The organism is Paenibacillus senegalimassiliensis, from assembly GCF_001486585.1.
GTDB lineage: Bacteria > Bacillota > Bacilli > Paenibacillales > Paenibacillaceae > Fontibacillus > Fontibacillus senegalimassiliensis.
In genome coordinates, this window is record NZ_LN909037.1 from 32,425 (window position 1) to 45,251 (window position 12,827).

Here is a 12,827-nt window from a genome sequence, read left to right on the forward strand (position 1 = left end):
AAATCAGGACTTGGTTAAGGAGGGATGCTCCTTGTTGGACGTCAACAACTTCGAGTATATGAAAATTGGGCTTGCTTCCCCAGATAAAATTCGTTCTTGGTCCCGCGGAGAAGTTAAGAAACCAGAAACAATTAACTATCGTACATTGAAGCCGGAAAAGGAAGGGCTGTTTTGCGAGAAGATTTTTGGCCCAACCAAAGACTGGGAATGTCATTGCGGTAAATATAAACGCGTTCGTTATAAGGGCGTAGTCTGCGATCGCTGCGGCGTTGAGGTAACTCGCGCCAAGGTGCGTCGTGAACGGATGGGACATATAGAACTGGCTGCGCCAGTGTCCCACATCTGGTACTTCAAAGGGATTCCGAGCCGTATGGGCCTTGCGCTTGATATGTCTCCGCGTTCCCTGGAAGAGATCATCTATTTTGCTTCTTATGTTGTAACTGATCCAGGTGAAACACCACTGGAGAAGAAGCAACTGTTATCTGAGAAGGAATACCGCAGCTATCGTGAGAAATATGGCTATGGATTCCAAGCCGGTATGGGAGCAGAAGCGGTTAAGAAGTTGCTGCAAGATATCGATATTGATAAAGAACTGGAATTTCTGAAGGAAGAGCTGCGTACGGCTCAAGGCCAACGCCGTAACCGTGCTATCAAGCGTCTGGAAGTCATTGAAGCGTTCAAAAGCTCCGGCAATGAGCCGGAATGGATGATCCTTGATGTTCTTCCGGTTATTCCACCGGAATTGCGCCCGATGGTGCAACTCGATGGCGGACGGTTCGCTACGTCTGACTTGAACGATTTGTATCGTCGGGTAATTAACCGGAATAACCGTTTGAAACGGCTTCTGGATCTTGGCGCTCCCGATATTATCGTGCAAAACGAGAAGCGTATGTTGCAAGAAGCGGTAGATGCTTTGATCGATAACGGTCGTCGTGGTCGTCCTGTAACAGGCCCAGGTAACCGTCCGCTCAAGTCTTTGAGCCATATGCTCAAAGGTAAGCAAGGGCGTTTCCGGCAGAACTTGCTCGGTAAACGGGTTGACTACTCTGGTCGTTCCGTTATCGTCGTAGGTCCTTACCTGAAGATGTATCAATGCGGCTTGCCGAAGGAAATGGCACTGGAGTTGTTCAAGCCTTTCGTAATGAAAGAACTGGTCAACAAAGGTTTGGCTCATAATATCAAGAGTGCAAAGCGTAAAGTTGAACGTGTCAGCCCAGAGGTTTGGGACGTGCTTGAAGAAGTAATCAAGGAGCATCCGGTTCTCTTGAACCGCGCACCTACGCTTCACCGTCTCGGTATTCAAGCGTTCGAACCTATCCTGGTTGAAGGCCGGGCAATTCGCCTCCATCCGCTCGTATGTACAGCTTATAACGCTGACTTCGACGGTGACCAAATGGCGGTTCACGTACCGTTGTCTGCAGAAGCTCAGGCCGAAGCACGTATTCTGATGTTGGCATCCGGCAACATCTTGAACCCGAAAGACGGTAAACCAGTCGTTACGCCTTCGCAGGATATGGTCTTGGGCTCTTACTACCTGACCATGGATAATCATGAAGCTAAAGGCGCTGGCTTGATTCTGTCTTCGATTAACGAGGCAGTATCGGCTTATCAGCGTGGAACAGCTTCATTGCATGCGCGTGTTGCTATTCCGGTCAAGGCACTCGGGAAAACCAGCTTTACTGAAGAGCAACAAAAAGCGATGTTGATTACAACGGTGGGTAAAATTATCTTTAACGAAATTTTCCCTGCTAGCTTCCCGTATATCAACGAAGCTACTCGCGTCAATCTGTTCCAAGGCACGCCTGAACATTACTTTATCTATGATAAAGGTGCTAACGTCCAGGAGCGCATTATGAATGCTCCTCAAGCCAGCGGCGTAGGGAAAGAGTATCTTGGAGAAATTATCGGGCGTTGCTTCGAAATCTATCACACCACGGAAACTTCCGTGATTCTGGATAGAATCAAGCAAACCGGGTTTACTTATTCCACTCGCGCCGGCGTTAGTATTGCGGTATCGGACGTTATTGTACCGCAAGAGAAACAGGCAATATTGCATGAATCAGATGAGAAGGTACGCGTAGTCACAAACCAATATCGTCGTGGTTTGATCACGAATGAAGAACGTTATGACCGCGTTATTGCTATCTGGTCCAAATGTAAGGATCAAATTACTGAAGTGCTGATGAAATCCATGGACCGTTACAACTCCATTATGCTGATGGTTGATTCCAAGGCACGGGGTAACAAATCCCAGATTACTCAGCTCGGCGGTATGCGGGGTCTGATGGCGAACCCGGCGGGCCGGATTATCGAGCTCCCGATCAAGTCGAACTTCCGCGAAGGACTAACCGTCCTCGAATACTTCCTCTCCACGCACGGTGCGCGGAAAGGTCTGGCCGATACCGCGCTACGGACGGCTGACTCCGGTTACCTGACACGTCGCCTCGTTGACGTAGCTCAAGACGTTATCGTTCGCGAGGAAGATTGTGGTACCGATAAAGGCTTTACCGTTAGTGTCATTCAGGATGGTAAAGAAGTTATTGAGGACTTGTACGACCGTATTGAAGGACGTTATTCCTTTGAAACGGTGAAACATCCGCAAACGGGTGAGGTTATCGTTCATCGTAACGAGTTGATCGATTCCGATAAAGCACATGAAATCGTTGGTGCGGGTGTAGCCAAGCTGCAAATCCGTTCCGTGCTTAGCTGCCGCGCTCGTCATGGCGTCTGCAAGAAGTGTTATGGTCGTAACCTGGCTACTGGTAAGCACGTGGAAATCGGTGAAGCAGTTGGTATTATTGCAGCCCAGTCCATTGGTGAACCGGGAACTCAGCTCACCATGCGTACGTTCCATACCGGGGGCGTTGCGGGTGATGATATTACCCAAGGTTTGCCGCGGATTCAAGAGCTCTTTGAAGCCCGGAATCCGAAAGGGCAAGCTACCATCAGTGAACTGGATGGTGTGGTTAAGGAAATTCGTGAAGCTAAGGATCGTCGGGAAATCGAGGTTCAAGGCGAAGCGGAAACTAAAGTCTACTCCGTTACGTATGGTTCACGTCTGCGTGTAAGCGAAGGCGATGAAATCGAAGCGGGCGACGAGTTGACCGACGGTTCCATCGACCCGAAAGAAATATTGCGGATCAAGGGGATTCGCGGTGTACAAAACTACATTTTGCAGGAAGTACAACGCGTATACCGGAACCAAGGGGTAGAAATCAACGACAAGCACGTCGAGGTTATGATTCGTCAAATGCTGCGTAAAATCCGCATCGTGGATGCCGGTGATACGTCGCTTCTGCCAGGATCATTTGTTGACATGCATGAATATGAAGTGGCTAACAAACAGGCTATTCTATCCAGTAAAGAGCCGGCTGTGGCCAAACCTGTATTGCTCGGGATTACGAAGGCCTCTCTGGAGACCGATTCCTTCCTGTCTGCCGCTTCCTTCCAGGAAACGACGCGTGTGCTTACCGATGCTGCTATTAAGGGCAAGGTCGATAAGTTACTCGGCTTGAAGGAGAATGTTATCATCGGTAAGCTGATTCCAGCCGGTACAGGCATGAATCGCTACCGTAGCATTCAATTCGAAGAGCCAGAAAAAGACGAGAATGCAGAAGAAAGTCTGGAGCCTGTGTCTGTAGAATAGCGCAACCTTAAAACCCGTAGAAGCCTTTGACATCAGTCGAAGCTTCTACGGGTTTTTTGTGTCACGGGGCTAATTGGAGATTTTAGTGCCGCTTTCGCGAATCCCACTTATACAAACCGGGGAATTGGTGGAAACTTATATCAGGCGACGGAAAGGTTCCGGGAATGTGGCTGTGATGGTGCAAGGTCCATATTATCGGGTAGAAGATGAGAGGGGCATTAATGGTAAGGAAATATGCAAAGCTGAAAGGGGTACGGCCATGGACCGCATTAATTTAATTTGTCTTGGAGTTCGGGATATGAAGAAATCACTTGCCTTCTATCGAGACGGCTTGGGCTTTGCTACTTCTTGTCGGGAGGACAATCCGGGCATCGTGTTTTTTCAAAATAAGGGTACCCGACTGGAGCTCTACCCCTTGGAGGAACTGGTACAAGATATCAACAGAATAGCTCCTCCTTCGGTCGGCAGCGGCTTTTCTGGCATTACCTTGGCGTACAACGCCAAGTCCAAAGAAGAGGTGGATACCGTCTTCCGTAAAATTGAGAGTATTGGAGGGACTATTGCCAAGCTGCCGGAAACAGTGTCTTGGGGTGGCTATAGCGGATACTTCCAGGATCCCGACGGCTACTATTGGGAAGTGGCCTATGCAGACTCATGGAAATTTGACGAGAATGATATGCTGATTATCGAATAAAATGGGTCTTGTTTTTCTGAAAAATATCTCTGAATAATATGCTTGACATGGCCTATGAAGAAGTGCTAATATATCGTAGTGCGCGAGTGTGGATACACCCTGTGCTTTGGAGGACGGAATATGTCTAATGATAAAGGACTGCGAGACGCACCCGTTAAGATCGGCACCAAGCAAACTATGCGAATGGTTGAACTTGGACGGGCCGAAGAAGTATATGTAGCTGAGAATGCAGATCCGCGTCTTACATCGAAGATCGTCGCCTTATGCAACCAGCACGCTGTCAAGGTTACGTATGTAGACACGATGGCCAATCTCGGAGAAGCTTGCGGGATTGAGGTGGGAGCGGCGATGGTTGCGATTGTTAAGCCATAGCTGATTGAAACGTTTTTGCTGATTGAGGGGGAACTCTCCGGCAAGAACTTTTCCTTTGTTCTTTTATGAACCGCCTGGGTCTGTGGGCTTAATCAAGGGTTTTGTAAAGGATCATGAAATTTGAGGAAGGGGGTGGCAACAACATGCCAACTATTAACCAATTAGTACGCAAGGGACGCCAAGATAAGGTGTACAAATCCAAATCGCCAGCGTTGCAAAGAGGGTTTAACGCTCTGAAACGTGAGGCTACAGATTTGAGTTCTCCGCAAAAACGCGGTGTCTGCACTCGTGTAGGTACTATGACTCCTAAGAAACCGAACTCCGCACTTCGTAAATATGCTCGTGTTCGCTTGACGAACCGTGTAGAGGTGACGGCTTACATTCCAGGTATCGGTCATAACCTGCAAGAGCACAGCGTTGTGCTGATTCGCGGCGGCCGGGTCAAAGACCTTCCGGGGGTACGTTATCATATCGTACGCGGAGCTTTGGATACCGCTGGTGTTAACAACCGGATGCAAGCCCGTTCCAAATACGGCGCAAAACGTCCAAAAGCGAAGAAATCCTAAGGTCGCTTAGAACTACTATTATTAGGTTTGAATTTGTACTGAAAGGGGGATAACTATGCCACGCAAAGGTCCAGTTACCAAGAGAGACGTATTGCCGGATCCGGTGTATAACAGCAAGCTTGTTACTCGCCTGATCAACCGCATCATGCTTGATGGTAAACGCGGCGTTGCTCAAAGCATCCTTTACAATGCGTTCAAGTTGATTCAAGAACGTACGGGGAATGACCCAATGGAAGTATTTGAAGCAGCGATCAAGAATATCATGCCTGTACTGGAAGTTAAAGCTCGTCGTGTCGGCGGTGCCAACTACCAAGTTCCAATCGAGGTTAAGCCAGAAAGACGTACTGCTTTGGGATTACGTTGGCTTGTCAACTACTCCCGCAACCGCGGTGAGAAGACGATGGAAGAGCGTTTGGCTGCAGAGATTATCGATGCATCCAACAACACAGGTGCTTCCGTTAAGAAACGTGAAGACACGCACAAAATGGCGGAAGCGAACAAAGCGTTTGCTCACTACCGCTGGTAGGATCATATCCACAATCCAAAACTTCTATTTTGAAGGGAGACAGATTCATGGCAAGAGAGTTCTCCTTGAAAAATACACGTAATATCGGGATCATGGCGCATATTGACGCCGGTAAGACGACCACGACGGAACGTATCTTGTTCTACACAGGCCGTACGCACAAAATCGGTGAAGTTCACGAAGGTGCTGCGACAATGGACTGGATGGAACAAGAGCAAGAGCGCGGGATCACTATTACTTCCGCTGCGACAACCGCTTCATGGAAAGGTCACCGCGTAAATATCATTGATACCCCGGGACACGTCGACTTCACCGTTGAAGTCGAACGTTCCCTTCGTGTATTGGACGGGGCTGTAGGCGTATTCAGTGCGAAAGAAGGCGTGGAGCCTCAGTCTGAAACCGTTTGGAGACAAGCGGACCGCTATGGCGTTCCTCGGATCGCTTATGTCAACAAAATGGATATCATCGGTGCCGACTACCTGAACGTTGTTAGTGATATGCGCGAACGTCTGCAAGCGAACGCAGTTGCAATCCAACTGCCGATCGGTGCGGAAAATGACTTTGTCGGTATTATCGACATCGTTACTCAAAAGGCGTATATTTACAAAGACGATTTGGGTCAAGATATCGAAGAAACTGATATCCCTGCTGATTTGGCTGCAAAGGTTGAAGAGTTGCGCGCTGAATTGATTGAGAAGGTTGCTGAGCTGGACGAAGATTTGACGATGAAATACCTCGAAGGCGAGGAAATCACCGTTGATGAACTGAAAGCTGCACTTCGCAAAGGTGTTTGTGAAGTTAAAATCTTCCCAGTCGTTTGTGGCTCCTCTTATCGTAACAAAGGGATTCAGCTTGTGCTGGATGCCGTTATCGATTATTTGCCAGCTCCAATCGATGTAGCAAGCATTCAAGGTCACTTGGAAGACGGTACTGAAGTAGAACGTCATTCCTCGGACGAAGAACCGTTTGCTGCACTTGCCTTTAAAATCATGACCGACCCTTATGTTGGTAAATTGACGTTCTTCCGCGTATACTCCGGTATTTTGCAATCCGGTTCGTATGTGCTGAATGCAACGAAAGGCAAGCGCGAACGTATCGGCCGTATCCTGCAAATGCATGCCAACAGCCGCCAAGAAATCAGCGAAGTATATGCTGGTGACATTGCCGCTGCTGTAGGTTTGAAAGATACAGGTACAGGTGATACACTGTGTGATGAGAAGGCGCCGGTTATTCTTGAATCGATGAACTTCCCTGATCCGGTTATCGAAATTGCAGTTGAGCCTAAGACGAAAGCCGACCAAGATAAGATGGGCGTGGCTCTCGGTAAATTGACAGAAGAAGATCCTACGCTTCGTGCTCATACAGATGAAGAAACGGGACAAACGATCCTTGCTGGTATGGGTGAGCTTCACCTGGATATCATCATCGACCGGATGCGCCGCGAATTCAAAGTAGATACGAATGTAGGTAAACCTCAAGTTGCTTACCGTGAAACGTTCAAAACTGCAGGTCGCGTTGAAGGTAAATTTGTTCGTCAGTCCGGTGGTCGTGGTCAATACGGTCACGTCTGGGTTGAATTCGAACCTCTGGAGCCAGGTACAGGCAATCAGTTCGAGAGCAAGGTTGTCGGCGGTTCCGTACCAAGAGAGTATATTGCTCCTGCACAACAAGGTATTGAAGAAGCTATGAAGAGCGGTGTTATCGCCGGATTCCCTCTGGTAGATGTCAAAGCTACTATCGTAGACGGTTCATACCATGATGTTGACTCCAGTGAAATGGCGTTTAAGATTGCTGGTTCCATGGCGCTTAAGGCAGCCAAGGAGAAATGTCAGCCAGCCCTTCTTGAGCCAATCATGAAGGTTGAAGTAACGGTTCCGGAAGAATACATGGGTGATGTAATGGGTATGCTGAACTCCCGTCGCGGTAGAATCGAAGGTATGGATTCCCGTGGGGGCGCGCAAATCATTCGTGCCAAGGTACCTCTTTCCGAAATGTTCGGTTACTCGACTACGCTTCGTTCCGGTACGCAAGGACGCGGTGTGTTCTCGATGGAACTTTCTCACTATGAAGAAGTTCCTAAGACAATCGCCGAAGAAATCGTATCCAAGAACAAAGGCGCAGAATAATTATTCGTTGTACTTGCTGATCGGAAGATCAACTCTTCCGGTTAGTCAAACATAACAATCCATATTTTAAGGAGGAACTGTTTAAAATGGCAAAGGCTAAATACGAACGTACAAAACCGCATGTTAACATCGGTACAATTGGTCACGTCGACCATGGTAAAACAACTCTGACTGCAGCCATCACGACTGTATTGTCCACAACATATGGCGGTGCTGCTGTAGCATTCGACCAAATTGACAAAGCTCCAGAAGAACGCGAACGCGGGATCACAATCTCGACTTCCCACGTGGAATATGAAACTCCTAATCGTCACTATGCACACGTTGACTGCCCAGGGCACGCCGACTATGTTAAAAACATGATCACTGGCGCAGCTCAAATGGACGGCGCAATCCTGGTTGTATCCGCAGCTGACGGCCCAATGCCGCAAACTCGCGAGCACATCCTGTTGTCCCGTAACGTAGGCGTACCTTACATCGTGGTATTCCTGAACAAATGCGACATGGTTGAAGACGAAGAGTTGTTGGAACTGGTTGAAATGGAAGTTCGCGACTTGCTGAACGAATATGAGTTCCCTGGCGATGACACTCCTGTTATCCGTGGTTCTGCTCGTGAAGCGTTGCAAAACCCTACTGGCGACTGGGCTAAGAAAATCGTTGAAATGTTCGAAGTTATCGACGAGTACATTCCTCTTCCAGAACGTCCAGTTGACAAACCATTCTTGATGCCTGTCGAGGACGTATTCTCGATCACAGGTCGTGGTACGGTTGCTACTGGCCGTGTTGAACGCGGTACAGTTAAAGTCGGCGACGAAATCGAAATCGTGGGTATCCAAGAAGAAACTAAGAAATCCGTTGTTACCGGCGTTGAAATGTTCCGTAAATTGCTCGATTCCGCTGAAGCGGGCGACAACATCGGCGCATTGCTCCGTGGTGTTGACCGTAACCAAATCGAACGCGGTCAAGTATTGGCTAAACCAGCTTCCGTTAATCCGCACACTGAGTTTACAGCTCAAGTATACGTATTGACAAAAGAAGAAGGTGGACGTCATAAACCTTTCTTCACAGGTTACCGCCCACAGTTTTACTTCCGTACAACGGACGTAACGGGTATCATCAACCTGCCAGAAGGTACTGAAATGGTTATGCCTGGCGATAACATCGAAGTTACCGTACAACTGATCTCCCCAATCGCGATCGAAGAAGGAACTCGCTTCTCCATTCGTGAAGGTGGCCGTACAGTTGGATCGGGCGCCGTTGTTACAATCAGCAAATAATAAGGCCTTAACCGCCTGAATTAGAACACCCTCCCTTGATTTCAAGGGAGGGTGTTCTTTTTGTACTGTACTCACTACGGAATTTATTTCAATATATCTTCCTGCAGCTTTTTCTGGTCATTGACAATACTGAAGATATCCACAGGCATTAGAATCGTATCCTTGTTCTCGGAATACCAAGTCTGATAGAACTCATCGATCTTCTTACCATTGTATTTGTCCCAAGTGGCTTGTGCGTCAGCCATGGCTTGCTCAACGGTATAGCTGGAGCCGCTCACCATTGCGCTTTTGAAGATGTTCGGAATTTCTGTGCCGGCATTTTGCAAATCTACTAGTAGTTCCTGAGGAACGCTTGGCAGATGCTCACTGTGAGTCAGGCCAGGCCAACTAGCTTGTTGATCAATCAAGTCATAGAAAATATCGAGGTTTGCTTTGAACATGTCTTTGGCTAGTTTCTCTTCTGGCTTCTCTACATTAAAGGTACCGGCAATGAAGAAGCATTTGCCACCTTCCGGAACGGAGAAGACCATATTGTAATCTTGCCCCAGATATCCGGTTTCCGTCTTGTTCTTCTCCGGATCAATGGCATTAGGGCAACCGCCAGCGCCATTATTCCAGTGTACACCTTCCAAACCGCTGGTTAAAGTTCTACCTGTGTCGGGTGTTGATAGAAAATCAATGTATTCCATAATGGCTTTAGGGTCCTTGGCTGATCGGTTGACCACAGCCGTCATTTGCACCGGATTGTTAATCCAGTTAATATATTGTCCAAGCGGAGATTTAGGGTAAGCCAGGATAGCCAGCTCGGCACCGGGTACATTAGCCTTGAGCGTTGCGTAATCAGCAACCCATAGCCGGCTCCACAGACTGGTATTGGCCTGAGTGAAGTAGATACCGGTCTTGCCATTTAAGAAATCTTGCCTTGCTTTGGCCCCGTTATTGTCAGTAATAAAGTCCTTATCGATAATGCCCTCATCGAACAATTGCTTAACAAACTCCGTATGATATCTGTGATTATCCCATTGCCGAACAAGTTCACCATTCACATCTACATAAGAGTTGTTCAGGCTGCCACCGCCGAAGACGTCTGACAGGCCCGCTCCGATATTAAGGCCGTAAGTATCCTTCTTACCATTGCCATCGGGATCATTCTCGGCGAAGGCTTTGGCCACCTGATACAGTTCTTCTGTGGTTTGGGGAGCCGTCAAATTCAGCTTCTCCAGCCAATCCTGACGGATTACTGCAATGTTTTGCGGAATTGCTTCGTTAAGCTTTCCAAACTCGTACATTTTACCATCGGATTTAATGGACGCTTGCTTAAGAGCTGGATTCTCTTCAATCAGCTTTTTATAGACAGTGCTGTAATTATTAATCATGTCATCGATAGGCATCAGCTGCTTTTGATCGTACAGCGGGTTCTTAATGCTTGGTTCGAACTCAAAAATCAAATCAGGAGCGCTGCCTGAGGCAAATAAAGTGTTCAGCTTTTGCTTGGATTCTGTTCGCGGTACCGCCACGAAAGTAACATTTGCCGGACCACTCTCATTAATCCACTTGGTCCAGCGATTTTTCTCCATAGTGCCTTCAGAAGCCGGAATCAGTCCGCGATCGTAAACCGTGGCGCTGAGAGAACCTTTCTTGGCTGAAGAGCTATTGGTGGTCTGATCTTCCTTACCGACGCAGGCTGTAGTAATGGCAAGGATAGCCAGCATGGCGCAGGTCAGTGCTATGGTGCGGTTATACACTTTTGATTGAAACATCGTTATTCCCCCTCTATTTTGGAATGCAACTACCCTTTCACAGAGCCTAACATAACGCCTTGCACAAAATATTTCTGCAGGAATGGATATACAATAACCATGGGGAGGATCAATATGATGATCCCTGCCGATTTGATACCGTCCGGCACAAGCTGAATCGCCTGCACATCGTTGGCCAGCGCTTCGGTTAAGAGAGACTGGCTTTGAATCATTTGCTGGATGAGGACCGTAATCGTATATTTGTCGGTGGAGTTAATGTAGATCAACACACTCATAAATGAGTTCCAGTAGCCTACACCATAGAATAACAGCAAGGTGGCGATCACGGGCATGGATAATGGAAGAATGATCTTGCTCATCAGTTGCCACTCGTTACAGCCATCAATACGCGCAGCATCTTCCACCTCAGAAGAGATTCCCTCAAAGTAAGAGCGCATGATCAGCATATTGAAGGTGCTGATTACGCCTGGCAACCAGATAGCCCAGTATGTATCAATCAATCCGAGCGATTTGACAACCAGGTAGGTAGGGATTAGGCCTCCACTAAATACCATTGTAAAGAGAATTAACAGGGTGAATACCCGTCTGCCGAAAAAATAACTTTTGGATAAGGGGTAAGCAGCGCAAATGGTAAAAGCCATGGACAGGAGCACTCCGCCAATCGTCATTTGGAGACCGTTGCTTAAAGCGCTAAGAATCCGAGTCCCTTTAAATAAAGTCTCATAGCTTTGAAGGGTTATATCCAGGGGCCACAGAAGCACCTGACCGGATTCGACGGCTTGCTTGCCACTTAGGGAAATAGACAGGATGTTGAGGACAGGAGCCAAGCAAGATAGCGCAATCAGGAACAGAATAAAGGAAATGATGATTCTTGAAATCTTGTCTCCGTAAGATTCGCTCATTGTTGAATTCACCTCAGAACAGATGGTTATCAAATTTTTTGGCAATCAGGTTAGCGCCCAGTATGAATATGAAGGCCACGACGGACTCGAAGAAGCCTAGTGCCGCCGTCAAGCTGAACTGTCCTCCCTGAATACCCATGGAGAAAATATAAGTGCTGATGACTTCGGAGATCTGGGATACCATGGCATTGCGCAAATTGTAAATCTGGTCGAACCCGACTTCCAGGATTCTGCCCATGGATAGAATCAGTACCAAAATAATGGTTCCTCGAATTCCGGGCAGGGTCACATGCCAGGTTTGCCGCCACTTCGTTGCCCCATCGATGGAGGCAGCCTCATAAAGAGCGGGAGAGATTGCCGTCAGCGCAGCCAGATAGATAATGGTGCTGAACCCCATCTCCTTCCAGATTCCAGCCCCAACGAAGATGGATACCCAAGAGAAATGTTTGTACAAGAACGGATACGGTTCTCCATAGTGCTGGGTAATCCATTGGTTGATGAACCCTGATTCCAGGGAGAAGATGGTCACGACCATGCCGCCTACAATAACCCAGGAGAAGAAATGGGGCAGGTATACGAGCGTCTGGACCATCCGTTTGTACCACATCTTTTTGACGCTGTTGAGCAGCAATGCCAGAATAATCGGAACGGGGAACCCGACGATCAAATTCAAGAAGCTAAGCCACAGCGTATTCCAGATAATCAAGATCGTCTTATCGGTACTGAACAGCATCTGAAAGTTTTTCCATCCGACCCAGGGACTATGGAGGATGCCATCGAAGAAGTTATAGTTCTGGAAGGCAATGACCAACCCACCTATTGGCAAATATCGAAAAATCAGATAATATGCAATTACTGGAGCGAACATGACGTAAAGCGGGATGTTCTTTCGGAATAAGGCCCCTTTAAAAACTCTTCTCATGTTAGAATTTCACCTCCTTCGTTTGTTGTTGCTTCT

General features: G+C 47.8%; 10 protein-coding genes. 7 read left to right on the top strand and 3 right to left on the bottom strand.

The window, feature by feature from the left end:
- Positions 1–31: 31 nt before the first annotated feature.
- The 7 genes from rpoC (at position 32) to tuf (ending at position 9,207) form a co-directional block, all read left to right on the top strand.
- Positions 32–3,646 (top strand): DNA-directed RNA polymerase subunit beta', encoded by a 3,615-nt coding sequence (gene rpoC, locus BN3279_RS01285; protein WP_059048874.1) that lies wholly within the window; start codon positions 32–34, stop codon positions 3,644–3,646.
- A 259-nt stretch (positions 3,647–3,905) separates the two neighbouring features.
- Positions 3,906–4,340: a VOC family protein gene (locus BN3279_RS01290; RefSeq protein WP_059048917.1), complete on the top strand. Its 435-nt coding sequence runs from the start codon at positions 3,906–3,908 to the stop codon at positions 4,338–4,340.
- A gap of 120 nt (positions 4,341–4,460) precedes the next feature.
- Positions 4,461–4,712, top strand: a complete 252-nt coding sequence (locus BN3279_RS01295; protein ID WP_059048875.1) for a ribosomal L7Ae/L30e/S12e/Gadd45 family protein — start codon at positions 4,461–4,463, stop codon at positions 4,710–4,712.
- A gap of 143 nt (positions 4,713–4,855) precedes the next feature.
- Entirely contained in the window at positions 4,856–5,278 is a 423-nt protein-coding gene (gene rpsL, locus BN3279_RS01300; RefSeq protein WP_018753998.1) for a 30S ribosomal protein S12, read from the top strand.
- Positions 5,279–5,333: 55 nt separating this feature from the next.
- On the top strand, positions 5,334–5,804 hold the full coding sequence (gene rpsG, locus BN3279_RS01305; protein ID WP_018753997.1) for a 30S ribosomal protein S7: 471 nt from the start codon (positions 5,334–5,336) through the stop codon (positions 5,802–5,804).
- 47 nt (positions 5,805–5,851) lie between these two features.
- Complete coding sequence (fusA, locus tag BN3279_RS01310) at positions 5,852–7,930, top strand: elongation factor G (protein WP_059048876.1); 2,079 nt, start codon at positions 5,852–5,854, stop codon at positions 7,928–7,930.
- Positions 7,931–8,016: 86 nt separating this feature from the next.
- Complete coding sequence (gene tuf / locus BN3279_RS01315) at positions 8,017–9,207, top strand: elongation factor Tu (protein WP_059048877.1); 1,191 nt, start codon at positions 8,017–8,019, stop codon at positions 9,205–9,207.
- Between the two features lie 83 nt (positions 9,208–9,290).
- Here the strand turns inward: tuf and BN3279_RS01320 are convergent, their stop codons facing one another.
- Genes BN3279_RS01320 through BN3279_RS01330 form a run of 3 tightly spaced genes read right to left on the bottom strand, consistent with a single transcriptional unit; the run spans position 9,291 to position 12,791 of the window.
- Positions 9,291–10,967 (bottom strand): extracellular solute-binding protein, encoded by a 1,677-nt coding sequence (locus BN3279_RS01320; RefSeq protein WP_059048878.1) that lies wholly within the window; start codon positions 10,965–10,967, stop codon positions 9,291–9,293.
- 29 nt (positions 10,968–10,996) lie between these two features.
- Positions 10,997–11,869 (bottom strand): carbohydrate ABC transporter permease, encoded by an 873-nt coding sequence (locus tag BN3279_RS01325; RefSeq protein WP_059048879.1) that lies wholly within the window; start codon positions 11,867–11,869, stop codon positions 10,997–10,999.
- A 13-nt stretch (positions 11,870–11,882) separates the two neighbouring features.
- Positions 11,883–12,791, bottom strand: a complete 909-nt coding sequence (locus tag BN3279_RS01330; protein ID WP_059048880.1) for an ABC transporter permease — start codon at positions 12,789–12,791, stop codon at positions 11,883–11,885.
- Positions 12,792–12,827: the final 36 nt, after the last annotated feature.

Coding starts and splice junctions, on each gene's coding strand:
- BN3279_RS01290 (WP_059048917.1), top strand. CDS start 3,906: ATGGACCGCATTAATTTAATTTGTCTTGGAGTTCGGGATATGAAGAAA.
- BN3279_RS01295 (WP_059048875.1), top strand. CDS start 4,461: ATGTCTAATGATAAAGGACTGCGAGACGCACCCGTTAAGATCGGCACC.
- rpsL (WP_018753998.1), top strand. CDS start 4,856: ATGCCAACTATTAACCAATTAGTACGCAAGGGACGCCAAGATAAGGTG.
- rpsG (WP_018753997.1), top strand. CDS start 5,334: ATGCCACGCAAAGGTCCAGTTACCAAGAGAGACGTATTGCCGGATCCG.
- fusA (WP_059048876.1), top strand. CDS start 5,852: ATGGCAAGAGAGTTCTCCTTGAAAAATACACGTAATATCGGGATCATG.
- tuf (WP_059048877.1), top strand. CDS start 8,017: ATGGCAAAGGCTAAATACGAACGTACAAAACCGCATGTTAACATCGGT.
- BN3279_RS01320 (WP_059048878.1), bottom strand. CDS start 10,967: ATGTTTCAATCAAAAGTGTATAACCGCACCATAGCACTGACCTGCGCC.
- BN3279_RS01325 (WP_059048879.1), bottom strand. CDS start 11,869: ATGAGCGAATCTTACGGAGACAAGATTTCAAGAATCATCATTTCCTTT.
- BN3279_RS01330 (WP_059048880.1), bottom strand. CDS start 12,791: ATGAGAAGAGTTTTTAAAGGGGCCTTATTCCGAAAGAACATCCCGCTT.